Source organism: Pseudobacter ginsenosidimutans (genome assembly GCF_007970185.1).
GTDB classification, from domain to species: domain Bacteria; phylum Bacteroidota; class Bacteroidia; order Chitinophagales; family Chitinophagaceae; genus Pseudobacter; species Pseudobacter ginsenosidimutans.
This window is the reverse complement of the sequence record NZ_CP042431.1, coordinates 704,713-730,645: the sequence shown is the minus strand read 5'-3', so window position 1 is coordinate 730,645 and position 25,933 is coordinate 704,713. Positions and strand designations below refer to the sequence as shown.

Genomic DNA, 25,933 nt, shown 5'->3' with positions numbered 1-25,933 from the left:
TTTTTTGGGGTGACTATTGTTGATTGATCAATTGATTGTGGAACCAGTCTTCATATTTGATCTTGCCAAAACGTGCGTGCTCGCCGGGCGTGAGTGATGCATCATCCAGCGCTGCCCCGTAATAACGGGCATGTTCATCCGCAAAGAGCTGCCTGGGGTCTTCGGTGGCATTCAGGTAATAACGGATGAATTCATACATTGGCATGAGAACAGGTCCGGCCACTGGTTGAAAGGCTGCCGGTGAGATATTCATTTCATCACCCGTAGTGGCGGCTTCTGCAATCCTGCCCGCGAGTTCGAAGAATTGTGCAGAGCGTAAGATGCTGTAGTTTATTCCGGATTCCCTGATAAAGTCTTCCTGCGCAAGCTTGGCACGTATATACCCGCTGTCCGGCATGCGTTCCACTCCAACGATAGACAACGCTACATGATGCTTCACTCCCGCATACAGTCCGGCAGTCACCAGGTTCACGGTAGACGTTTGAAAAAAATCCAGTGCTTCATTGCCATCTATGCCGGGGGAGTTGGATACATCCACTACCACATCCGTTCCCTGCAATGCATGGTTAAGGCCAAAACCTGTAAGGGTATTGATACCAAGGGATGGTGCGGCGGCAATTACTGTATGGTTCATCATCACGAGCTTACTCACCAGCTTTGAACCGATCAGCCCTGTACCACCAACTACTACAATTTTCATGATCAATGGTTTTATAGTTTAATGCAGGCGTGATACTGTGCTTATGCGCGGATGGTTGGCATCTTTAATTTCTGCGCCATCTCGAAGCTGAGGCTTTCGGAATAGGCGCCATAGGAGTCAACCAATGTTCCGCGCACACCTGCAGAAGATGAAATGGCGTAGAGGATGGAACTGTCGTCCGGTGTGGAATCGTCTTCGAACCGGTACACTTCTTCCACCATGAATTCTTCGGGTCGTAATCTCAGGTCAAGTCCTCCGCAATAGATGCAGGTGGTTTCAATGGCAAAATCGGATTCGAAACCTCTGGTTTTGAGGTCCGATAATGCATCTACGAGTGAATCATAATTTTTCATATCATTTCATTTTTTGATTAAGCTCGGATTGTTCCGGATACTTCATATTCCCATCTTAATTTTTGTGTCATTTCCGGACTGATATTGTCCTCATATACCAGGCATGTATCAACGAGAAAACCCTTTTTCCCTTCAGTGGCAGTGATGGCATAGAGGGTCCTTGCTTCATCAGTTGAAGAAGCATCTTCGAAATGATAATACTCGTCCACTACAAAACTTTCAGGATTGATCCATTGCTCCAATTCGTTGCAGTAAAGACAGGTAGCTTCCCTCCTGAACTGAAGCTGGTAGCCGCGGGTTTTCAGTTCCTCCAATGTTTGGGCAAGTAAATGGGAGCGAAAAAACCTGATGGGAATATCTCTTACCGATTGAATTTGTTTTTCCTGGAATGGCATACTGGTCAGTTTGTATTGAGCAATTGATTATTGCTGAATAGGAGCCAACTAAATGCCAATTGTTCAATGGATTGAAAACCAGTTAGGTGAAGTGTTTTCGGGAGAAATTATTTCACTGTATTTCGTGAAAGCATGAGATGTTTCACTATATAAGAGGAGGGAGGATAAAAGAAAAAGCTGCTGAATGGAAAACCATACAGCAGCTTGCAGTGCTCAATCTTGCATAGGGAACGCACTAACGTCTCTTCCGGTAGATCAATAGAGTAGCGCCGGCAATCAGGAAGCAGGCGGGTAAGAGACCAAAAAAGAATAATCTCAGCATCATTACACCATCGTCCGTACTGTCGATCACATCTTTTGAACGTTTTCGTTGGGTATTCACGGGGAACTCACCATCACTGAACCAGCTGTAGATGCCGGTAACCAGCCCGAAATTGCTGTTCTCCGGATTTCGTCTGCTCAACTCCGTTGTACTGAGGAAATCGGCATCGGCAACAACAATGATCTTCTGTTCCTTATTGCTGATCTTTCTGTGCAGGGCGGCCGCCAGGTTCTTTTCGTTCCAGCTTTTCAGTAAAGGGATCGCTTTGAAGGATTGCTCCATATAGCTCACGGTGGAAACACCGGGCATTGTGATGATGGCGCTGTCTGCCCGCATCATTTTGTAACGGTCGGAGAATGCGTCTGTATCTTGTGTAAACAAGGCCTGAACAAGATCGGGTGCATAGTCTTTGCTCTGCTGCATGATGTTTTCAGTGCCTGTTTTTACGCCGATGTATTCACAAACAGGATCGAGGAAAGCCTGTGATGTTGTTTCGGAAAGTATCATCATATTACCACCTGCATCAATATGCGCTTTTATCTTTTGCAACTCGGCTTCCGTATACGCATTTTTGGGATCGGCGAGTACGAGGGCGGAAGTTCCGGCAGGGATATTGTCGTTAATCAGGTTGAGGGTATCGATATCAAAGCCCTGGTTGATGAGTGAATACCTGAAGCTGAGTTCCGCAGCGGATTTCCGGAGATCGGCATCTCCTGATCTGAAGGCGCTTCTTTCATCATGACCTGTAACGAACCTGATCACGGGGATCTTTTCCGGTTCCATCAGTCGTTTGATGGCGGCAGTGATCTCCTGTTCACTGGGGTAGGTCATGATGTCTTCATAATAACGCAGGAATGTTTTCCTGTTGCCGTATTCAAGCTGGCGCACGATGCGGTTCTGTTCGGGGGCAAGATCAACGATCTTCCTGATCTCGGCAGGTCCGAGCAGTTTCTTGAAATCCATTTTCTGGATATCTGCTACTTTTTTGGCGATCTCTTCGATGCTGGACCCACGGTTGCTTTTGAGGAGGTTCTTGTTATCGGCCATATCGTAGTAGTATACGTAGTCCATCTGGAGGTCCGGGATATAGCGCCTGTATTGATTGAACAATCTTTCATCAAAGCTTTTCTTCTCGGGAGCGCCCAGGTAGAAATTGTCGCCAAGTACATTCACGTAAGTGGTTATCCTGAGGGGCTTGTCCATTTGTTTCAGGAAGGCTACACTTTTCTCTCCGAGTGTTCTCGATTTGGAAACGGTCATATCGATGTATCCGGTTGTCCGTGGCCGTGAGCTGATATAGCCAATGATCACACAACCGGCTATCAGCACAGCATACCGCGTGATCTTCAGTCTCACAGATTTCGCTTCCCTGCCGGCCTGCAATCGCATACCGGTAATACTGAGGAAGAAGGTGATGATGAGCAGGAAATAGATCACATCTTCTGAGCTGATCAATCCGCTTATGAATTGTTCTGTTCTTCCGGAGATACTGAGGAAATAGGTGACATGACGGATCACATCATTTCCCTGGAACAGTCCGCCTACGAAATTCAACAGGGCCAGCACTGCCAGGGTACTGATGGCAGCCACTACCTGGTAGCTGGTGAGGCTGGACATGAAGAGACCGATGGCTGCATAGGCGCAGATCAGCAAATACAATCCGAATGCTCCGGATATCACCATCAGGTAATCGATATTCCCGATGAAGAAAGAGCCGGCGAATCCGTACATCCCGATGATGGCTACCAGGATCAATCCATACACCATCATGGATAAATATTTTCCCAGCACTATATCTCTCACTTTTACGGGAGATGAGAGCAGCAGTTTGATGGAACCGCTGTGCAGCTCGCGGCTGATCAGTCCCATGGTGAGTAATGGAATATAGAAATACAAAGTGTTCTTTACGCCAACATAGAATCCATTCTGGCTGGCGAACACGATATTGGTCACCTGTTGAAAGGAGGTGCCCATTCTCTGGGAGCGGCCCAGCATGAGGATATATTCTGCAAAGTCCATCCCGATCTGGATCGGGAATACGATCAGGATCAGCCATGCCACAGGTGAGTGAAATAAGATGCTGAGTTCCTGACGGCCTATTCTGTATATGCTTCTCATGATATTGTTTGACTTGATCTTTTGTTAGATAATTGCGCGAAGATGGCGTCGAGCGAGCTTTTTCGAGATTGATCTCTGTGAGTCTCCATCCTTCTTCCACACTTTTGAGCACTACTTTCTCGCTGATCTGGTGGGCATCATCGAAGTGCAGCCGGTAGGTCTTGTCTTCTACCTGCTCTCCTGACGTGATGCCGGGAATGCTTTTCAGTACTTCGATGGAAGGTGCATTCTCGAAGGAAACGATGAGGCTGTCAGGCGCGATGTAATTGTTGAAGGCCTGCATGGTGTCTTTGAAAACTACCTGTCCGCCTTCGATCATAATGATATCGTGGCAGGTGGCCTGTACTTCTGCGAGGATATGGGAAGAGAAGATCACGGAACGTTCAGCTGCAATTTCTTTGATCAGTTGTCTTACTTCAAGGATCTGGTTGGGGTCAAGTCCATTGGTGGGCTCATCCAGTACAACCAGCAGTGGTTTATGAATGATGGCCTGTGCGATGCCTACGCGTTGGCGATAACCGCCTGAAAGATTCCCGATCAGCCTGTTGCTGAAATGTGCTACACCGCATCTTTCTTTTACGGCTTCAACTGCGGCTTTGATATCACGTTTGGGCAGGAGGCGGATATGTGCGCAGAAAGTGAGGTATTCGTCAACGGTTTGTTCCAGGTGGAGGGGTGCCTGCTGTGGCAGGAAGCCGATCCGTTTCTTGGCTTCTTCGGGATTTTGCCGGATGTCGATCCCATCGATGCTTACCTGTCCTTCAGTCTGGCTCAATACGCCACAAAGGATATTCATGGTGGTGGATTTACCGGCGCCATTGGAGCCGAGTAATCCCAATATGCCATTTCTGTTTATTTCGAAACTGATATCTTTTACCGCCCATTGCTGGCTATACCGGTGGGATAGGTTTTCTAGTTTAACGATCGTTTGCTGCATGGATACTTTGAATTAAGGCATCAGCCAGGTTGGAACGGAACGGGACCGTCCAACCGGCTTTTGCCGCATACTTAATCAGAAATCTTTATGGATTGAGTTCCCAGTCGGGATTGAAAGCAGAAGCTGCAGGCCAGATCTGGCGCTGGTATTTGTCGCTATTGGGTTCCAGTCTGTATTCAATGCCTTCTGCATTATGAACAATGGTTTTCTGGAATCGCGCTTCTTTATTGAGTCGCTTGAGATCGATATGTCGCATATTCATGAACGCGAGTTCCCTTCTTCTTTCTTCGAGAACGAAGCGCAGTACTTTTTCCTGGTCATTGTTGAAGTCAGCCAATGTTTTTTCAACATAGGCGGCAGGTTTGATCCTGTGCTGCCTCAGTTCATTGATGAGGTCGAGTGCGCCGGAAAGATCATTCTGTCTTGTTTTTGCTTCAGCATCGTTGAGATATACTTCAGGAAGTCCTGCTGCATTGTTATAGTAGTCACCACGCAGGAAGATCTTTACCTGGTACATATTCCAGTAATTGTAGGGAGGTGCAGGGGGCCAGCCATTGGCATAGTAAAGCACCCAGCGCTGGTCGTCATTGGTGAACAATGAACTTAGATCGGAAGATGCGCAGGATAATTGTCCCAATCCCATGGGACGCAGGAAGTGGCGTGCGTACAGGGTTTCAGGGTTCTTTTGTGCATCGGGTACATTGGTCCAGCCAACGGGGGTGCCGGGTACATAAGGGAAGGGACCGGGCACGGTAACGGCATAATTGTTCATATCGAACAATTCGCTTTTCAGTTTCAGTGCTTCTTCTGCATTCTGTTCGGCGAGGTCCCATTTGCCCATATAGAGATAAGCGCGGCTCAGTAATGCATAGGCAGCGGGTTTGCTGGCCCTGAAGCTTGTCTTTTTGGGGGATGCAGGAAGATCGGGAAGCGCATCTGTCAGGTCTTTGATGATCTGATCATAGGTTTCCTGTACGGTATTCCTGACGAATTTGGCGCTGATGTCTCCGATCAGTGCAATGGGAATTCCCGGATCTGTTGCAGCGGTGGCTGCATCATAGTGCTTTGCATACAGATTCACCAGGATCATGTGCTCAAAGGCACGTCCCACCAGCGCTTCGGCCTTCACCGATTTTTTGTATTCTTCGCTTTTCGTTCCGGAGGCATCCAGCACATTATTGATCACGGTATTGAAGTAGAAGATCCTTTTATAACCTTCGCTCCATTGAAAGTCGTTGTTATTGGCTTCGTATGGAACATTGTTGAAAGTATAGATCCTTCTCGCATGTGCCTGTTGGTTAGAATAGAGGTTGGCAGGTTGTCCTTCAGGAAGGAAAACATCATCTGTGAGCAGGTCCTGGAAATAATCTCCGGAGTTCACCAGGTTGGCGCTGTTCAGCATGTTCTCGTAGTCTTCCACGCTTTCCGGGATGAATTTATCCTTCGGTCTTACATCGAGGTATTTGTCGCAACTGACCATCAGTACAGTTGCGCATATAGGGAGTATGTGTTTCAATTTCATTTGTTCGGAATTAGAAGGTTACATTAAGGCCGATCATATACACAGGCATCACGGGCAAGCTGCGCGTAGCGCCATCTGTAGCGATTATATACGCTTCAGGGTCCAGGTCCTTATCATTCCTGAACCAGCTGAATGGATTCTGCACCTGTACCAGTACGGTAGCTCCATTGATTTTGGTCAGCTTGCTGAGATGTGATGCGAAATCATAGCTCAGGCCGATATTCCTCACTTTGATATAATCTGCTTTCATGGTATTGGCATCAGTTGCAAACCAGAGGTACTGCAGATAATAATCTGATGTATTTCTGAGTGCAGGTGCGGGTTGCACGTCAGGCAATTTTTCATCACCGGGCTTTTTCCAGTAGTTCAGCGCTCTTCTGTCCATATTGCGATTGAAGGCTGCGGAAGTGATTGTACCAGGTATGGCATCGCGAATAACATTACCTCCATTGGCGATGATCATCATCGTAAATGTGAAGCGCTTGAAACGAACAGTATTCATGAAGCCTACAGTATAAGTAGGATCCAGGGTGCCCCCAGGTACCAGTCCGGCCAGCTCGGTCATATTGGTTACGATATTTCCATTTTGATCGTAGTTGGTGACCACTTTCCCATCTTTATCGTAAACCATCGGCGTACCGTTGGTGGGATCGAGGCCTGCTGAGCGGAAATTGAAAATGGAATTCATCGCATATCCTTTCACTTGTGTGCCGTAGCCCTGCAGGTATTCAACCAGCAGACTAGAGCGGGGAGCGATCTCCGTCATCTTGTTCTTGTTCTTTGTGAAAGAGATGCGGCTGCTCCAGCTGAAATCTTTCCGGTCTATGTTCACAGTATTCAGAGCGATCTCGAACCCTTTATTGGTAAGGCTTCCATAGTTGATCAATGCTGAGTTGAATGCATTGGTAGGATCGGTAGGTTTCTCACCGAGGAGGTCAGTTGTTTTCCTGACATAATAATCGAAAGAGCCGGAGATCCTGTTTTTGAGAATGGCGTAGTCCAGTCCGAAGTTGGTGGTTTGGGTCCTTTCCCATCTTAACGACTTGTTGGGAGGAGAAACGATATTGGTGCCGATCGCATCCGTTTCATTGTAATAGCCGGAGTTAACGATCAGGTAGGGACCTGTTTCTCTTGCTGTGTTACCTCCGCTGCCGTAGGTGGCGCGCAGGTTCAGGTTGTTCAGCCAGAATAAATTCCTCATGAAGTCTTCCGATGAAATGCGCCAGCTTGCACCTGCAGACCAGAGAGGAAGATGCCTGTATTTTGGATCAGTTCCCCAGAGATTGGAATCGTCAACACGAACACTGCCGGTGAGATTGTATCTTCCCCTGAAAGTATATCCGGCATTGCCATAGAAGGAAACGTAACGTTCTTCAGTATTTCTGAAGTTGTTATGATCGAGAAAAATATACCGGAAGTCGCCACCGATGGCCTGTGTTCCTTTCAGATTGCCGAGTGTATCATAATTCACCGGCTGGAACTGGAGGTTTTGATCGTTGTAACCAAACCTGTGTAAGGTTGTGGAGGTCCGTAAAACAGAGCGACGTTCGGTGCCTGCAATGGCCGTCAATTGATGATCCGTTCCAAAGCGTTTGTCGAAGTTAAGTTGTGCCCTGGCTGTGTAGGATCTGGAATCTCCGCGGGTTTCCCAGATCTGACCGCCATCGGGGATATTCTTTACGATCTCACCGTTGGTGATCTGTGTGGCGTCGTTGATCACGTTGGCAGTTCGCCAGCTTTCGAAGCTTTGATAGTTCTTTGAGTAGCTGCTGCCGCGTTCAGTCTGGTATTTTACATCGAGGTTGAGGAATTTAGTGAATTTGATATTGAAGCCTCCCTGCACACGCACATATTGTGAATTGCTGCGGATATCATAGCGGCTCATGTCCTGGAGAGGGTTCCAGCTTTCATCCAGCAGGCCGAGATTGTTCAGTCGTTCAATTTCGGTTGGAGATTTCAGGTAGTTCCAGGGAACATAATTGCCTTTGTCATCTTTCAGGATCTCATAAGGCATCCATCTGTAATACTGGGTAGCGTTGATATCGGCATATTTATTCTTCGAGAAATTGGCGAAAATGCCTGCTTCTGCTGTCAGCCATTTGAATACCTGAGCCTTGTCGTTCAGGCTGAGATTGATGGCTTCGGAATTGGTATTGATGGTATAGCCTCTGTTACCAATATAGTTGAGGTTGATGCTATACTGGTTCTTTTCATTGCCGCCTGAAACGGACAAACTGTGCTTATGTGAAACGATGCTTTGCATCAGCATGTCATCGATCTGTGATTTTCCGTTGCGGCTCCTGAGCTCATTCAATATAGCATCCAGTTGTGCCTGTGTGATATCGCCTCTTTCAAACTTGTACATCGCTTCGGTTACTTTGGGAACGGCATAACCATTAGGTTCCATCACATGGAACTTATTGAAGAGATCGCGCTGAAGGTCTACTGTTTCGCTGCTATTGAGCAGGTCCAGATATGATACATCGGGCTTGGGTGTGATGAATACGGTGCTGTTGAAATTGATACGTGTCTGGCGGGCGCTTCCTAACCTGGTGGTGATCACGATCACACCATTGGCGGCGCGTGTACCATAGATGGAAGCAGCAGCTGCATCTTTCAGCACCGTAACATTCAAAACATCGTCCGGATTCAGATAATTGATATCGCCTTCATAAGGAAAGCCGTCTACAACTATCAGCGGTCTGCGTTCGCCATACAATGTTGCAAGGCCCCTGATATTGAAATCGCCATTTTTGGAGAAAAGTCCGGGTACCAGTCCTTCCATTCTCGTCATCAGGCTGGGCTCCACACGGGTGCTGAGCAGTTCGTGGTTCACGGTGCTGAAAGAACCGGTGGCCCTGTCCCTGGGAAGGGTTTGATAACCGGTCACCACTACTTCAACCACATCCATACTTGTATTGGTCCGTTTCAAAACGATCCTGCCAAGCTGCATCACTCCATATTGAGGAACAGTCAATCTCTGACGATGGACATCGTAACCAACAAAAGACACTTCAAGTGTGTAAGTTCCTGGGGGTACATTAGGTATGGAGAAAGATCCGAATTGGTTGGTGGTAGTTCCCTTGTCTATCGGGAGTAGCCGCACAGAGGCGCCCTGGATGGGCTTTCCGGCAGAGTCAACTACACCGCCATCAATCGGAACGCCTGCGCGATAAACATTCAACTGGCCGGGAGGATTTGTTTGCGGTTTTCTGCTCAATACGATGGTGGTCCCGTCCAGCCTGAAATTGACGGGCTGATCTTTCAGCACCATATTCAGCAGATGCTGCAATGGCATATCAAAAACGGAAAGCGTTACAGGTTTTGTAGCCTCCAGGTCTTTCTTGTTGGAAAGCACTACAAAGCCCGTTTGTTGCTCAATGATGGAGAACACTTTCTTCAGTGACAGGTCTTTGCCGGAGATCGTAACGGATTGCGATACGGCGTTTGCATGTACCTGAAGAAAAGCGGCAGTCAGAAATACGATAGTTAATTTCATCGCTAACATAAATGGCCTGCTGGTAGATGGATGCAGCCTGTAAAAAAGCGTTCGCACCAATAGCAGCAGTTGGTCCAGGAGCCGGGGCCTCGTATAGACGGACCGGCGCCCATAAACAGTTTTTTGCATAAATTGCACTGGTTTAGGTTGTAAAAAATAATCGTTAAGCAACACGACTTTTACATTACTAGACTTCGCCGGGTTCTGCCTGCCCGCAGAATCCGGTTTTCGTTTAGCATGTTTAAATATTTCCTGGCTTTCGCTTTTCTTTAAATGTTCCGGATAAGGTTATTGTAAAATGATCAGTTCCTTGTTATCGGTCAGTCTGTAATTCACTCCTATATCTTTCAGGTTTCTCAATACACGTTCGAAGCTGGTATTCCTGCTCATCTTACCCCAGAGTTGCGTTTTGGGTATACCTTGTTCATAGATCACTTTCACGCCGTACCAGCGGCTGATCTGGCGCATCGCTTCATCAAGGGTCGCATCTTCAAAATTGAAAAGGTCGTTCTTCCAGGCCATCACTTTGTTCAGATCGATATTTCCGGTTGATGAGAGTTGCTCAGCAGTTAGTTGCGCCTGTTGGCCGGGAACCAGCACTGTGGCTTGTTTCGATTGAATGTCCGATACTTTCACACTACCATTCAGAAGGGTCACTTTCAATTTGTCCTCATTTTCATAGGCATTCACATTGAATTGTGTGCCGAGCACCTGTACATTGGCGTTACCACCTGTGACGGAGAAGGGCCGCGACTTATCCTGCGCCACTTCAAAATAAACTTCGCCACTGATTGTTACCCTGCGTTCCTTTTCCTGAAATGCTACAGGAAAAGTGATGGAGCTGGCGGCATTCAACCAGACCTTTGTGCCATCCGGCAGGATGAGCTGGTATTTTCCACCGATTGGCGTGCGCATGGTATTCATCATGCCGGCGGCGCCTGCTGAATTATTGTTGCCATACACGATCCTTCCATCAGCCTGTTTCATGATCTGTGTACTGCCCTGCAGGGCGATGGAACCATTGCCGGTGCTGTCAAGCAGGATCACGGAGCCATCTGCCAGGGTTAGCATGGCCCTGTCGCCGCCCGGCTGGATATTGTGAACAGCAGCAGTGGTCTGTTCTGTTTTCATATCCTTACCGGTTGGCCTGAACAGGAAGTACGCGCCGGCGCACAGTACCAGTGTTGCGGCAGCTGCGTAACGAAACCAGCTCCTGGTGCGGATCTGAGTCCGGTTTAGGGTTGGGGTGGTGTTTGAACGGATCGCGTCCAGCACCTGAATGATATGTTTGTCCTTTTTTCCATCTTTCTGAAGAGGGATGTCAGGATTATCCATTGACTGGTTGAGCAGGATCTCCAGCAGTTCCTGGTTGTTGGAATCTTCCAGCAGGGTTCTGAGCTCGGTCCTCTCGGCCCTGCTCATCCTTCCCGAAAGATATTGTTCCCATAATATGGCCAGTTTCTCGTTTTCCATAGTGGTTTATGTTGGCGCTTGTGATGCGCTGTACCAATAGAGATACAGAAAACGGAAGGGTTAATACGTTGCCGGGAAGATTTTTTACAGGAAAAGCATAAAAAAGTTGAAACCTGCTTTGCCACTGTATTTCGATAAGGCAGCGCGCAACATGATGGTGGCGCGGGCAACATAGGTTTGGGAGCTGAATCGTGAAATATTCATTTGTGCAGCTACTTCATCGTGCGATAGTCCCTGAATGCGGTGCAGGGTAAAGGCGCGTTGCAGTTGCGGGGGGAGTTGAGCTATTTCATTATTGAGAACGGAATGAAGCTCTTTGAGTTCCAGAAGGTCCACGCCGGTAAGTCCATCATCGTGGAACAATGGATCGAATGTATCGGCATCGAGAAGGGGTAATACTTTTTTACGGAAGGCGCCGAGCACCAGGTTCTTGGCGATGGTGTAGAGCCATGCGTCGAACTGCCTGATCTGCGGAAGCTGTTCTCTTTTCTGCCATACGGTTACAAAGAGGTCCTGCGTCAGCTCTTCGGCAAGTTCCTGCTGCTTACAGTGATACAATATATTACTGTACATCTTGTCCCAGTACCTGCTCATGAGCTCGCGGAACGCCGTTTCGTCACCTTTCACTACAGCCTGGAGCAGTTCGTTTTCATCGTATGTTGGATCAGCCGCCAATAGTTCGTCTTAGTAATATTTATAAAATTAAGGATATTAGACTTAGCGGACATTTCTTTATCCTGCTATGGTAAGTATCATTTTGCCGCAGATTGTAACTTATTTATTTTTATAAACGTCTTACCTGCACAAACCAAACCTTCCACTATGAACCTCAATATTGTGGGCAAAGCATTTTGCATCCTGTTGCTGACCTTCCTGTCTGTAAATTCCCTGCTGGCGCATAATGGCGAGATAGCGCATGCATATCCGCTAGGCAGGATCACTGTAGATGGCAATCTTTCTGACTGGCCTGTTTCTGCCACCAAATATCATATCAAAACAGTACTGTCCGGAAAGCCCCTGAATGCAGAAGATTTTTCAGGTTATTTCAAGGTGGGATATCGTGCTGAGGAAAAATCCTTATACCTGGCTTTTACCATTACCGATAATGATTTTATAGAAGATACTTCTGCAAACGTTGCATACAATACACAGGATTGCCTGGAGCTGGGCCTCGATGCGCGCCATCTGAGTTTTGGATCGGGCGTGGCGGGCTTTATGTACAGCAAGAAATTACGGAACACCAATCATGCAGCATTCGATCTGTTTGCAAAAGCCGCCAACTGGGAGATCATGGAAGTGGCCACTACCAGGAAAGGCAACACGCGTTACATTGAATGGAAGATCCGGCTGGATGATCAGCTGGTGGTTGGTAAATCAATCGGCCTCGACTTTGCCGTATTCGATAAAGATTCAAGCGGCAACTTCGCCATTCATAGCTGGGGCAGGGGAGATTCCAAATACAGAAATGCCAAAAGTCTGGGCGATATCATCCTGATGCCCTCGCTGAGCCAGGTGGGAAAGGTTTCAGGAAAGCTGAACTGGGACAGGGAAATGAAAATGAAAATACCCTTGCCTTCAAGTATCATGCTTACCTCTGTTCAAAACCCAAAATGCTGGGTGGCTGCTGCCATCGACAGCAATGGGAATTATAAAGCCTGGCTGCCGGCGGGTAAATACAAGCTGGATTTTATTGAACCATACTTCTATAGCGGGGAGAAAATATACGCTTCCAAACCGGATAAGCAGGTAAGCATCAACGTGGTGGCGAACAAAGAAAGCATTATCCCGGCCATCACTATTCCCGGCACTCCGGTGCCTGACCTGCTGCCGGCAAAAGGCATAATGCATGATTTCAGCAATGCATCCGCAAAAAAGATCGATCATTTTATTGAAACATACCAGGAATACTATGGTATACCGGGTATTTCAATGGCACTGATCAAAGACGGAAAAATGGTTTACTACAAAACATACGGATACAAGAATTCGATCACCAAAGAAAAAGTGGATAGCAATACATTGTTCGAAGCAGCTTCCGTAACCAAGCCTGTCTTCGCATTTGCAGTGCAGCGGCTGGCAGAACGGGGCGTGATCGATCTCGATAAACCTCTGTATGAATATCTGCCCTATCCGGATATAGCTTATGATGACCGATACAAGCTCATAACGGCAAAGCATGTACTAACACATCGTACCGGTTTCCCCAATTGGCGATGGATGAATGAAGACAAAAAACTAAACCTTCTCTTCGTGCCCGGCACTGATTTCAATTATTCGGGAGAAGGATTTGAATACCTGAAGAAAGTAGTGGAAAAGATCACAGGAAAGAATGTTGAACAGGTGTTGAAGGAAGAAGTGCTGGATCCTGTAGGATTGTATCATACTTTCTTTTCTGCCAACGATTCATTGAAGCAGGTAAAATCCAATGGACATTACGATATGCTTCCCACTTACAATCCATTGCCTGAAGCGCCTGGCATGGCTTATTCCATGCACACCGAAGCAAAAGTGTTCACCCGCTTTATGCTGTACATGCTGGAACAAAAAGGGCTGAGCGCCGCCACTTATGATTCCATGTTCAGCAGGCATTCCGATTTCAAATTCGATCCGGGCGAGCCCCAACCCAGATACCCTTCCTATATGGGCATGAGCCTCGAGATCAGGGAAACGCCTTATGGGAAATCATTTGGTCATGGAGGCAACAATGGTGATTTCCGTTGTCATTTTGAAGTGTACAAAGACCTGAAGATGGGCTATGTGATATTTACGAATGCCAATACTGCCTATCCGCTGCTGAATGTGATGCGGCAGTTCCTGGTGGAAGGCAAGGAAGAATAGATATATTTGCAGGAACAAACCCTGATGCTATGCGCCATTTCCTTTTTTCGTTGTTGATGTTATGTACCGTATCTGCTTTCAGCCAGGACAAGGGAGAAGAGTTTTTCTCCTGGAATGCTGCGCGGAAACTAACGGCCGATGATTTCAAGATCAAAAAGGGAAGAGCCACCTCCAGTTCCTTTGCACAGTTTTCCATGGGATATAGTGTAAAAGGCTTTGACTTCCTGAGCAAGAACCTCAACAACAGGATATTCAATCATTTTATTCCATCTGCTTCCTGGATCGATACTACAGCAGATGCCAGTCTTGTTTTGACCTATCAGCAAACTCTTTTCGATCTGAGCGAAGTGTATGCAAGGCAGTTCAGGAAAAAGCTAAAAGAGAACAAGAAGAAGATAGTGATGGGACTGGATTTTGTGAATGGGCTCAGTGAACAGGTGATGTCTGATTTCACCAAAAGAAGACTGCAATACGAAGAAGAAACCAGGTATGCTACCGTAGCTGAAAAGCAAAAGGAGTGGGAGACACAGATATTGAAGGAACTGGAGGAACTGAAAGAGTTTGCGTTGAAATGATGAGAAGAAGATCATGCGGCTGGTATGGTTTTTACATTATTCCACTAAAAGCGACCAATGCAAACCCTTCTTGAACAAGTGACTCAGTTTGCTTCTGATGCCCACGGAAGCCAGCGGCGGAAATTCATTGATGAACCCTATATTGTCCATCCCATCCGTGTGATGGAAATATGTAAAGGATATACCTCAGATCCGGCAGTGCTGGCAGCTGCCCTGCTGCACGATGTTCTGGAAGATACGTCTGTTACAAAAGATGAGATCAGCAAGTTCCTGTTAACACAAATGGATGATGCTACCACCAGGCGGACTGTTCAGCTGGTTGATGAATTAACTGACCGCTTCGTAAAAGCTGCATATCCGCAATTGAACCGGCGTACAAGAAAATCCAGGGAAGCTGAAAGATTAGCTGCTACCAGCGGAGATGCACAAACGATAAAATACGCAGATATAATCGATAACAGTGCTGAATTTGCCAGCCAGGAAACAGATTTTACGCATGTGTTCTTACGGGAATGTCATTCGCTTTTGAAAAAAATGGACAAGGGGAATCAGGCTTTGCGTGAGCGGGCGATGAAAGTTGTTGAGGGGGAGATTGCTAAACTGAAGTGAGATCGAATTCCTCAGATCCCTCATTAAAGATTTGTTCGCATCTTTGCCACAGGCCATAAACTCCGGCCTGCATCCCATGTACGAATTATTCTTCGAAAATATCAACAAAAAGGTGGCGCTTACGGAGGCTGACAAAGCCGTCATCAAAACATATCTCACGCCCAAGAAAGTGCGGAGAAAGCAATACCTGTTGCAGGAAGGGGATGTTTGCAAGAATATCATTTTTGTGGAGAAGGGCGCATTGCGTGAATACAGCCTGGATGAATCAGGTCGTGAACATATCCTTCAGTTCGCACTGGAAGGATGGGCAATTTCAGACTTGTACAGTTTTCTCACCGGCGAGCCGGCCACTTATGCCATCGATGCCATCGAAGATTCTGAACTGGTGCTCATTGGCAAGTCTGCACATGAAGAGCTGCTCGTGAAGTGCCGTGCATACGAAACCTTCACACGTCTCAATATCACCGGAGCTTACCTGGCCATGCAGAAAAGATTGACCTCCACTACCAGTGCCAGCCTGGAAGAGCGTTATGAAGCCTTCGTTGCTCTTTATCCGCATATCGCGGAGCGCGTTCCGCAGCACATGATCGCGTCTTACCTGGGGCTTACTCCCGAAACACTTAGCCGCGTGAGAAAGCGGATCTCCCAAAATAAATAAGCGGATTTTCATTGATCAGGATCAATGCTTTTTCTTGCCTCAACTCAATGGAGCAGGGCAGGGTATGGTGGTAGTTTTGCTTTGTCAAACGGATCAATTATGAAAACAAAGCAAACCATTGCCATTATCGGCGCATCCGGAAATATGGGATCGGCCATTGCCAAAAGCCTGGCCGGCGGGAATTACCGCTTACTTTTGTATTCCACCAACCAGGAGAAAACAGCCACATTACTGAAAAGCATACACGAAAAGCATCCCGGCGCAGATGCCGAGCTGATCGATTGCTCTACGCAGGCTTCCTGGGAAGCGGATATCATTATTATGGCAGTCCCATATGCCGCAGAAAAAGAAGTGGCGGAGAAGATAAAGGAAGTGGCCAATCAAAAGATCGTGATCAGCATCGCCAATCCACTCAATGAAACTTATTCAGGTCTGGTAACCGATCCGGGAACAAGCGCAGCAGAAGAATTGCAGCAATTATTGCCGCATTCCAAAGTGGTGAAAGCCTTCAATACCACTTATGCAGCCGATTTTACCAACCCGGTGATCGATGGAAAACAAGTAGATGGCTTTATTGCGGGTAGTGATCCGGAGGCTCTGGAAATTGTGGTAGAGCTGGTTGCCACAGCTGGATTCAATCCCATCGTTGCAGGCGATCTCTCTATCAGCCGCACCCTGGAAAGCATGCAGTCTCTGCTCATTTCACTCACCATGAAGTATGACTATAACTGGCATGCGGGCTGGAAAGTCCTGCACAACTAATTCATTTATTACTAAATCATACACTACAACCATGAAGAAGTTATTTTTTATCGCAGCAGCTTTTGTTTCATTCTCGGCATACACTGTACTCAACGCTACCTGGAAGAATGATGCGGCACACTCGCAGCTTGCATTCACTGTAACACACCTTGGCATCAGCGATGTGTACAGCACTCAAAGCTGCGGGCAAGAACAAATTCAAGCTCAGCGGTGATCTCACCCTGCATGGCGTTACCAAACCAGTTACGCTGGACCTGGAATACAGGGGCACAGTTGAAAATCCCTTGAGCAAAAAAGCCACAGCAGGTTTTCAGCTTACGGGCAGCATCAAGCGCTCTGGTTTTGGAATCGGAAGCAAATTCCCTGAGCAAATGGTGAGTGATGTTGTGCGTATCAAAGCTGATGGCGAGTTCTCTCAACAATAATCGTATGTCCTGAAAAAGGATAAAAATGGAAAGAAAAGACTTCATAAAAACAATGATGATGGGAGTAGCGGGCGTAACCGGATTATCGGCGTGGAATCAATTCACCAGCGGATTGAAGGATCAGGAGCGGCTTATGCCGGTGCTGTTTGTTGGTCATGGTTCACCCATGAATGGCATCGAGGATAATGAATTTTCGGCGAAATGGAAAGCCATGGCGAAGGAGATCCCCAGGCCGGTAGCTGTGCTGGTGGTGTCGGCACACTGGTTTACCCGCGGCACCCGCATCACTGCAATGGATTTTCCAAAGACCATTCATGATTTCGGAGGATTTCCGCAGGAATTGTTCGATGTGCAATACAAGGCTCCCGGTGATCCCGCACTGGCCGCGGAAACCGCGCAGTTGCTGCATTCCGCACAGGTGGAACTGGACCACGACTGGGGCCTGGACCACGGCGCCTGGACCATCGTCCGGCATATGTATCCCGATGCAGATATTCCCGTAATGCAATTGAGCATCGATTACACACAACCGCCGCGATACCATTATGATCTTGCAAAAGAACTGTATTCGCTTCGCCGCAAAGGCATTCTGATCATGGGAAGCGGCAATATGGTGCATAACCTGCGCATGATAGCATGGGATAAAATGGACCAGCCTGAATATGGCTACCACTGGGCGCTGCAGATAAATGAAAAAATGAAAAACCAGATAGTATCAGGCGATCATTCGCAACTGATACAGTATACATCGATGGGCAAGGAAGCCCAACTGGCAATCCCTACCCCGGAGCATTACCTGCCTCTTCTGTATACGCTTGGATTAAAAGGAACTAAAGACGAAGTATCCTTCTTCAACGACAAAGCTGTTGGAGGATCATTGACGATGACATCAGTAAAACTCGATACGAAGGCGTAGTTAAAAAATAGTCCCATCCTGCAAGAGATGGGACTATTCTGTTTTATTTTATCAAGATGATCAGATTGCTTCATTCCATTTCAATTTCACCCAGGGACTTTCAGGATCGGTCAGCAGGATCTCCATGTTCTCCATCATTTCCCTTCCATCTTCCTCCTGCAGATCACTCCACACATAGCGGGCAAACTGATAAGAAACCGACAATTGTTTCCATGAAGTATACATCTTGCGAATTGGTTCGATACACTTGTCGATGATGACCAGCGCTTCCTCCCTGGTGATATACCCGGCATCAACGCCGCCACGGCTGAGATTGATCACCCGTGCATAATCCCAGATCAGCATCTCCGGCTGGAAATCAGGTGCGATCAGCTTTTGCTCCTGGAACAGTTCCAGCGCATCGCGCATATTGCGAAGGCGATGCAATGCCAGCTCTTCTTCCTCCTCATTGGTGGCTACATGCTGGCGGAGGAATTCCTTGCTTTCTTTCATGGAAATGGTGGTCATCGCCTGCCAGATCAGATCATACTGGATGCGATGGCCTTCAGCGAAAAGCCATTCTATCATTTCCAATAATTCTTCCTTGCTGTCTATATCCCACCACTGCGACAATAACTGGCGGCATTCAGCCCTGGAAAAACCGGTAGTGACATCATTGAGGTATTGTCCATTGAGCATGGCCAGATCTGCGCCGCAGGCTACAGCCCATTGCTGGCGGATGGTAAGCGTGGATTCCGGATTGAGCTCAAGTTGCGTTTGAGCATTACCGTCACCAAATGCCCCGAATGAACCAAACGCCTGGTTCATGGCATTCATGGGATCGAAGTTCTGTCCGAACTGGCTGGCCCATTGATTGGTCATGTTGATGGATTGTTCCATTTGCTGGCGGTACATGGCAATGGCTTCTTCGTTCATTCCCATGGCCCGCAACGTCTGAAGGTATTGTTCAATAGGGTTCTGCTGATTCATGGTATTATACTTTTTTCGAAGGCAATTTATCGGAAAAGGCACGAAATATCGTGCCGAAGTCTTAATACCCGGCACGTATATTTATCCTGAAATCATTGTTGTTCTCATTGCCTTCCGCGATATCCTTTATGGAATCCACCGTTAACCAGTATTCGTACTGCGTTCCCTGTGTGAGCATATTGGTCATGGCACCGGCGATGGTGTAATATCCTGTAATGATTCCTCCGGGTGCAAGGGTTTTGGAAGCTTAGGGAACAGTTGGATAGCTGGCCAATCCTTTCGAATCCATCTTCCCTGATACGGCCAAAGAGCCGGATCCCGTTCACATTGATCTCCACAGGCGCAACGCCTGCGTTCCTGATGGTGTAATGCACTTCATAACTGCCATCGGATGCCGGCGCAGGTGGCGGTGCAGTGGGGGAGGTTGTAGTGTTTTTCACTTGTGTATTTTTTTCCCTCGTTGTTTTGGCGATGCCGGCCCCGTTCAGCTCGTTCATCACGTCTTTGCTGCCGGCGAATTTATGTTCGGCGATATTGTTGTTCTCGTTGGTCTCGGCAACGGTGTTGAATTCGTCCACTTTCAGTTTGTATTTGTAAGTCCAGTTCTTGTAAATCTTGTCATCACCACAACCCATCTTTCCCTTGTATGTAGCCACCGGTGGTAGTCTCAAAACTGTTGATGGCAATGGTGAGATCAGGGCAACCACCCGGCCTCCATCACTTGAAACAGGGATATTTTCCGTATCAGGAATATTCTCCACTATTCTGCCGGTGAAAAATTGATGTATCTTAGAGCCTACCTAACCTGTAGATGAAGCCGAATTTTATTCTTATTCTCCTGTTGGCGGCCAGCCCCCTGCTGAAGGCGCAATCTGAAATGATACAGCCTTTTATCAGCGCATGGGAAGTAACTGATACTTCGCAAAGCCGCCTTGCACAAGGATTCTATGATATACAGCACAGGAAAAAAGATACCGCTTTTTATCTTGGGATTACCCGTCAGCTTCAGCAGTACATCAGGGATAATCCTTCCAAAAGACTGGAGGCCCGCTTCATATTGTACCAGACCCTCGGTGCACTGGAGTTCGGTTATCCGATTGACCAGGTTTATCTCAACCGGATGCAGAAAGCAATCCGCCTGGCGCTGGACCTGGGAGATGATCAGCTCTCTGCCGAAATCTACAGCGTGTATGCAGGTATAAGCGGGCCGGAAAATTACCTGCTATATAATCTCAAAGCATATGAACTGCAGAAAAAGATCGGGCTGCAGCGCTTTTACTTCGTATATACAAGGGTGTTCGATCTCAGCCGTGCCCTGTACCTGAACCAGGATTATCGCCAGAGCATCCGCTACGGATTGGAATTCCTGCAAATAAAGATCACTGACTTCGATCACTATGATCCGTTAGTATATGTTTTCCAGCTGGATATTCTCGGCGCCTGTTATAAAAAGCTGGGGCAGTACGATAGCGCAACTTACTATTACAAAAAAATGCTGGACTATGTGCCCGGCGCTATCCCTGACAATCCTGTGAAGCAGGCACTGTGGCTCGGGATCGGTGAAGGCAACCTGGGGCATATCCTGATCCTGAAGGGCAGATACGATGAGGCCAGGCCACTGATCGAATCTTATCTCGCCAGCAGTATTGCCAGCGGTGACGCACTGAACATTTCCATGGCGCATAATTTTCTCGGGAATATCGAACATCACTGCAACCAGCATGATGCAGCGCTGAACCATTGGCGTAAGGCATACTTTTATAGCAGGGAAGCTGGTTCCGCAGATTATGCCATCCAGGCCTCTGAAGGAATTGCCGGTATCTTCAGGCTGAAAGGACTAACAGACAGTGCCTGGCATTATTATGATCTTTATCATCAGTACAAGGATTCACTGGCTGTTAGCATGAGCCAGCAACATCTCTCGAACCTGAAAGCCAGGATCAGTTTTGATGAACTGGAATCTTCCTTTAACAGGGCGCAGGCTGCATTGCAAAAAGAGAAAACCACCAGGAATGGGATCATGGTAGGCATCGCCTGCCTGGCGCTGATTGTGATACTGCTGTACAACAGAAGACGCCTCAAACAAAAGCTCGTGTGGCAGGCAGCAACGCAAAAACAGAAAGAAGCCGAGCTGGAGATCAGGAACGCAAGGGAACAGATCCGTGATTTCAAACATCATATCGTTGAGAAAAATAATTTGATTGCCAGTCTCGAAGCACAGATCAATGAACAGGACCAGCAACAGCATCAGCAGGCAGTGGCCCTGAACCTCCAGCAATACACATTGCTTACAGATACCGAATGGGAGAAATTCAAACTGGAATTCGCGAAAGCCTATCCTGATTTTCTCAATATCATCCGCCAGAAAATTACACAGATCACACCGGCAGAAGAGCGGCTGGCCACCCTCATCTTTCTTCAACTCAACACCTATGAGATTGCAAGCAGCCTTGGCATCAGTAAAGATTCAGTACTGAGAAGCAAGCGCAGGCTCAAGCAACGTCTGCAATTGGAGGATCCGGTCACCGTTGAAGAATATCTATACAATCTATTGTCTTCCAATAATTAACAACTGTCCGCGGACAGGTTTGTCCGGATTTGTCCGCCTTCAAATCCGCTATTGCCCGCCCCTGTTCCTTGTAAAACGGAACATCTCCTGATAGGTTTGCATAGTGTCGAAACCAAAGGTTCATCCCTGGCTTATTTATCTCATCTGCCTCATCGTTACCATCGGGCTGATGTTGCTGGTATGGCATTATTTCGGAGAGCGGATAAAAGTCATCGATGAAACCTCCTTTTGAAAACTTCAATCCATCTCATGGAAAATACGATAACCCCTCCCTCAGCCGTATCACGGTTCAGATTGATCATTCTGATCCTTGCCTTATTCCTTACTACCGGTATAGCACAGTCGGCTATATTATATGTGAATCCCACAGCTATGGGCAACAATACCGGTAGTAGCTGGGTAGATGCCATTAAAAGCCTCCAGGCGGCCGTAGCCAGAGCCAACGCAACCATTTCCGTTACGGAGATCAGGGTGGTGGGCGGAACCTTCACCGGCCCGGAGCTGATCCTGACCAGGAGTTATATTATCAGCGGTTCCTGGAATAAGCATACGGATACACAGGATAGATTAATTAATCCCACTATACTCGACGGTGAGGGCAGTCACAGGATCATGCAGATCCAGCAGGGGTGTAACGTGAGTCTGCAGCAATTGGAATTCATCAACGGTTATGATACAGACAGGGGCGCAGGCCTGTACACAAAAGGGAATGTGATTATTTCTAATTGCCGCTTCACAGGCAATAAACTGGTTGAAACCAATTTTGCAGACTTCAGTAATGGAGGCGCTATTTACAATGAAGGCGGGTCCCTGAGTATCGACAATACTGTTTTTTTACAGAACCGGAGCTGGCAGACGGCAGGTGCCATCTACAATACCGGAAGCCTTTCCATAAAGTCTTGCGAGTTCTCCCTTAACTCTTCCCGTTATAAAGGCGGTGCCGTGTACAGCACCGTCACAGGAACTGTAAAAGTGCACGGGACGCGGTTCAACGGCAACTATCTTGATTTTGCCACAGGTCAATTTTCTACCAACTATACCAAAGGTGGCGCCATCTGTTCGGAAAACCAGTTGGAGATAGTGGGCAGCATTCTCGACAAAAACAAATGTACTTCAGGCGGCGCTGTATATGCTTCCAATAAACTCAAACTGATCAATAATACCTTTTATGCAAATGAAGCTTACCTGACTGTTGCAGCCCCCGGCCTGGGTGGAGCAGTGGAGTACAATTATCGCGGAGCTGGTGAAGTGAACGGATATATCTACAACAATATCTTCAGTGCCAATCTGGGTATCAATGGCTGGTCTCTCTATACAGCCGGGGCTGCTTCCCAATTAGGTGTTGGCCTGATCATTCAAAACAATAGTGTGGAAGGAGGAGGGTTTGCTCATTCCCATTATAACCTGGCTCCCAATATTGCCAATAATGGATTTTATCTGCCGCTTTTCTTCAATCCGGAAGCCGGCAACTTTGTTTTAATGGCCCCGAGCTTATGTAAGGATATTGGTAACGCGGATGCTTATCTCGGATATGATTATCCCGCAGTTGATTTTTATGGACAGAAGCGAATTATGGGATGCGCCATAGATATCGGCGCCAATGAGATCTTACAGATCGATTTGTCCATGATCAAACCTGATGCCAATGGCATTCTGTATATCAATCCTTCCAGTACTTACGCAGGAATAGATATGGGCAGCTCCTGGGATAAGGCGTTGAATTCATTGTCGCTTGGAGTAATGACACTGAACTTATGTCCGGGTATCATGGAAGTACGTCTTGCAGGCGGGACCTACCCTATAGATCCGCAGGTCTTGAGCAGGCCAGCGGTTATTCGTGGCAGTTATGATCCGCAGACCAATGAGCAAAACTGGATCATTAACCCTACCATATTCGAACCGGCGGGTGGAAAGAAACTGTTTGAGATCACTACTACATATAGGGTAAGATTTGAAGGCTGCTGGTTCCGGAATGGAAACAGCTCCCATGAATTTGCCAATGGAGGTGCTATTCAAAGCAGCGCCGATCTGCAACTTACCTATTGCAGGTTTACAGGAAATTATGGAGTGGAGGGCGGGGCTATCAACAACCTGGGCAAATTGAACGCATGGAACTGTGTATTCTCTGGTAATAACTGCAATACAACGGGAGGGGCCATACGGAGCGCAGGCGAGTTAAGGCTCACCAATTGCACATTTGTAGCAAACTCTTCTATTATTCCGGGAATGGAAAAATCAATTTCAACAATGCCCGGTACACAATCCTGGTTCAGCAATAATATTATGTGGGGTGGTGGCTCGTTGCAGGTAAGTAATGGAGGAACAATTACCCTTAACCGGAATATTATCCAAAGTCTGCTTGGTGGCACTGTCATTTATGCGAATAACGCAAGTGTAGACCAGATGAATGCAGATCCCGGGTTCGTCAATAATAATGGAGATTTCGGATTGCTGGCCGGTAGTCCCGCCATCAATGCAGGAGATAATGCTGCCTATGAAGCAGCAGATGAAGAACCTGGAAACAATAGCCTGATCTACGATATAGACCAATACAGGAAGATCAGGAATTTTGATAAGATCATCGATCTGGGCGCTCATGAGCGGCAAATGAAGCAGCAGCATATCGCTGCTTCCGATGTGACCGTGGTGTATGGTATTGCGGGTATCGCTCCAGCCACCAATACTGCACCACTGCCCGTTTCTTATGCTCCGGCTGATAATACGATCGCAGAATTATATTTAGACATCGATGGAATGAACAAACTCGCAGCAAGGAAAAAAGGAGTAACCACCGTTCAGGTTACCCAGGCGGGCAATGCTGAATATGATCCGGCAAAGCCTGTGAATTTTCAATTGACCGTAGATCCGAAACCTGTAAACATTACAGCAGAGGACAAAACAAAAATATATGGAGAAACTGATCCGGAGCTCAGTTTCATTGTTGCACCGGCACTGGTACCAGGAGATGGGATTACGGGTAGCCTTAGCCGTGAAGCCGGCGCAGATGTGGGCGTCTATGATATCGGTCAGGGTAATTTATCGCTGAGTGACAATTACGCTCTGAATTTTACAGGCGCCGAATTCACCATCACACCGAAAGGAATTGCAGTCAATGCCGAAGCAAAAAGTATAACCTATGGCGATCCTGATCCGCCATTAACTTATGATATTACTCCGGCACTTGTTACCGGCGATGCATTTACAGGCTCATTGACGCGTGAGCCCGGAGTAAATGCCGGCACATATGCCATTCAACAGGGTAGCCTTGCTTTGAGCAACAATTATACCCTTCAGTTCACAGGCAATGATTTTGTGATCGATAGAAAGAATATTGCCGTTTCTGCAGTGAATGCATCCAAAACATATGGTGATGCAGATCCTGTATTGCCCTACACTATTACTCCGGCCCTGATCAATAATGATGTATTGAACGGATCCCTGTCCCGTACGGCAGGGGAACAGGCCGGAGTATATCCTATTTTGGCAGGAAGCCTGGATCACCAGAATTATTCCATTGCTTTTACAGGCGCACAGTTCACGATCAACCAGGCTACGCAACAAATCAACTGGGCCCAGGCCCTCGTATCCGATTGTAATGGCGCTACCACACTTGCTCTCAATGCCAGCAGCAATAGCGGTTTGCCAGTGACCTATCAGTCTTCCAATGCTGTTGTAGCAACTGTGAATGGAAATCAGCTGACGTTCCTCTCGCCGGGTCTTGCCACCATCACAGCTATCCAGAGCGGCGATGTGAACTATCTCCCTGCTGCCAATGTACAACTTGATCTTACTTCCAGGTTGCCTGCCTACCTGATCAAAAAACATTGGGACGATGTGTTGTTCTTCGATAACAGCAGCAGGCAATACAATGCCTGGCAATGGTACAGGAATGATCAGCCTGTGAGCAATGCAACCGGTCAATACTTCTACGAAAGTGGAAAACTGAACGGAGATTATTATGCCACTGCAACAAACGCTGCAGGCATTGCATTGCCTACCTGCCCGGTTACTATCAGTCCGGGTACTACCATACATCCCATCACTGTTGTACCCAATCCGGTAAGGACCGGCCAGCAGGTAACGGCAAAGATCAGTTTCACACAGGCTGAATTGACCGGGGCACTGATCAGCCTGATCAATATCCAGGGAACCGAAGTTGGTTTGATTCAGAATGTAACGCCCAATACAACCATCAGTATGCCGGCTTTTGCAGGAATATACGTTGTTAAGTTAAGGCTGGCATCCGGCGCAACATATTCCACTAACGTGCTCGTAAAACCGTAATCCGTTAAT

The 25,933-nt window shown here is 47.3% G+C and carries 19 protein-coding genes and 1 pseudogene; 9 read left to right on the top strand and 11 right to left on the bottom strand.

The window, feature by feature from the left end; translation table 11 throughout:
* Positions 1-13: 13 nt before the first annotated feature.
* From FSB84_RS02795 to FSB84_RS02755, 9 genes and pseudogenes are all read right to left on the bottom strand, one after another.
* Entirely contained in the window at positions 14-700 is a 687-nt protein-coding gene (locus FSB84_RS02795; RefSeq protein ID WP_130543001.1) for an SDR family oxidoreductase, read from the bottom strand.
* Between the two features lie 41 nt (positions 701-741).
* Complete coding sequence (locus FSB84_RS02790) at positions 742-1,053, bottom strand: phosphoribosylpyrophosphate synthetase (RefSeq protein WP_130543002.1); 312 nt, start codon at positions 1,051-1,053, stop codon at positions 742-744.
* Positions 1,054-1,070: 17 nt separating this feature from the next.
* The gene (locus FSB84_RS02785; RefSeq protein WP_130543003.1) at positions 1,071-1,448 is read right to left on the bottom strand and encodes a phosphoribosylpyrophosphate synthetase; all 378 of its coding nucleotides are present in this window, start codon (positions 1,446-1,448) and stop codon (positions 1,071-1,073) included.
* A 235-nt stretch (positions 1,449-1,683) separates the two neighbouring features.
* Positions 1,684-3,888: a Gldg family protein gene (locus FSB84_RS02780; protein ID WP_130543004.1), complete on the bottom strand. Its 2,205-nt coding sequence runs from the start codon at positions 3,886-3,888 to the stop codon at positions 1,684-1,686.
* 502 nt (positions 3,889-4,390) lie between these two features.
* Positions 4,391-4,825 (bottom strand): annotated as a pseudogene (locus tag FSB84_RS30905) (ATP-binding cassette domain-containing protein); the annotation flags it as partial.
* Positions 4,826-4,910: 85 nt separating this feature from the next.
* On the bottom strand, positions 4,911-6,347 hold the full coding sequence (locus FSB84_RS02770) for a RagB/SusD family nutrient uptake outer membrane protein (protein ID WP_130543006.1): 1,437 nt from the start codon (positions 6,345-6,347) through the stop codon (positions 4,911-4,913).
* 10 nt (positions 6,348-6,357) lie between these two features.
* Positions 6,358-9,975: a SusC/RagA family TonB-linked outer membrane protein gene (locus FSB84_RS02765; protein WP_130543007.1), complete on the bottom strand. Its 3,618-nt coding sequence runs from the start codon at positions 9,973-9,975 to the stop codon at positions 6,358-6,360.
* A gap of 159 nt (positions 9,976-10,134) precedes the next feature.
* Positions 10,135-11,319: a FecR family protein gene (locus FSB84_RS02760; RefSeq protein WP_130543008.1), complete on the bottom strand. Its 1,185-nt coding sequence runs from the start codon at positions 11,317-11,319 to the stop codon at positions 10,135-10,137.
* An 84-nt stretch (positions 11,320-11,403) separates the two neighbouring features.
* Positions 11,404-11,994 (bottom strand): RNA polymerase sigma factor, encoded by a 591-nt coding sequence (locus tag FSB84_RS02755; protein ID WP_130543009.1) that lies wholly within the window; start codon positions 11,992-11,994, stop codon positions 11,404-11,406.
* A gap of 147 nt (positions 11,995-12,141) precedes the next feature.
* Here FSB84_RS02755 and FSB84_RS02750 point away from each other — a divergent pair, with 147 nt between their 5' ends.
* The 7 genes from FSB84_RS02750 to ygiD all read left to right on the top strand — a co-directional run bounded on the left by FSB84_RS02750 (position 12,142) and on the right by ygiD (position 18,102).
* Positions 12,142-14,157: a serine hydrolase gene (locus tag FSB84_RS02750; protein WP_130543010.1), complete on the top strand. Its 2,016-nt coding sequence runs from the start codon at positions 12,142-12,144 to the stop codon at positions 14,155-14,157.
* Positions 14,158-14,186: 29 nt separating this feature from the next.
* Positions 14,187-14,732, top strand: a complete 546-nt coding sequence (locus FSB84_RS02745) for a hypothetical protein (protein ID WP_130543011.1) — start codon at positions 14,187-14,189, stop codon at positions 14,730-14,732.
* 57 nt (positions 14,733-14,789) lie between these two features.
* Positions 14,790-15,341, top strand: a complete 552-nt coding sequence (locus FSB84_RS02740; protein WP_130543012.1) for an HD domain-containing protein — start codon at positions 14,790-14,792, stop codon at positions 15,339-15,341.
* Between the two features lie 76 nt (positions 15,342-15,417).
* Positions 15,418-15,999, top strand: a complete 582-nt coding sequence (locus FSB84_RS02735; RefSeq protein ID WP_130543013.1) for a Crp/Fnr family transcriptional regulator — start codon at positions 15,418-15,420, stop codon at positions 15,997-15,999.
* Positions 16,000-16,098: 99 nt separating this feature from the next.
* A complete protein-coding gene (locus FSB84_RS02730; RefSeq protein ID WP_130543014.1) occupies positions 16,099-16,761 on the top strand; it encodes an NADPH-dependent F420 reductase in 663 nt (220 codons plus the stop codon).
* Positions 16,762-16,922: 161 nt separating this feature from the next.
* Entirely contained in the window at positions 16,923-17,186 is a 264-nt protein-coding gene (locus tag FSB84_RS02725) for a YceI family protein (protein WP_207234301.1), read from the top strand.
* 25 nt (positions 17,187-17,211) lie between these two features.
* Positions 17,212-18,102, top strand: coding sequence for a 4,5-DOPA-extradiol-dioxygenase (gene ygiD, locus FSB84_RS02720; RefSeq protein ID WP_130543015.1), 891 nt, complete (start codon positions 17,212-17,214; stop codon positions 18,100-18,102).
* Positions 18,103-18,162: 60 nt separating this feature from the next.
* Here ygiD and FSB84_RS02715 read toward each other — a convergent pair whose 3' ends face one another.
* Together FSB84_RS02715 and FSB84_RS02710 are read right to left on the bottom strand one after the other, a co-directional pair.
* Positions 18,163-19,071: a DUF1266 domain-containing protein gene (locus FSB84_RS02715; protein WP_130543016.1), complete on the bottom strand. Its 909-nt coding sequence runs from the start codon at positions 19,069-19,071 to the stop codon at positions 18,163-18,165.
* A gap of 104 nt (positions 19,072-19,175) precedes the next feature.
* Positions 19,176-19,832, bottom strand: coding sequence for a hypothetical protein (locus FSB84_RS02710; RefSeq protein WP_130543017.1), 657 nt, complete (start codon positions 19,830-19,832; stop codon positions 19,176-19,178).
* A 50-nt stretch (positions 19,833-19,882) separates the two neighbouring features.
* Here FSB84_RS02710 and FSB84_RS02705 point away from each other — a divergent pair, with 50 nt between their 5' ends.
* Both FSB84_RS02705 and FSB84_RS02700 read left to right on the top strand, forming a co-directional pair.
* Complete coding sequence (locus tag FSB84_RS02705) at positions 19,883-21,640, top strand: tetratricopeptide repeat protein (protein WP_130543018.1); 1,758 nt, start codon at positions 19,883-19,885, stop codon at positions 21,638-21,640.
* A gap of 249 nt (positions 21,641-21,889) precedes the next feature.
* The gene (locus tag FSB84_RS02700; RefSeq protein WP_130543019.1) at positions 21,890-25,924 is read left to right on the top strand and encodes an MBG domain-containing protein; all 4,035 of its coding nucleotides are present in this window, start codon (positions 21,890-21,892) and stop codon (positions 25,922-25,924) included.
* The last annotated feature ends 9 nt before the right edge of the window (positions 25,925-25,933 follow it).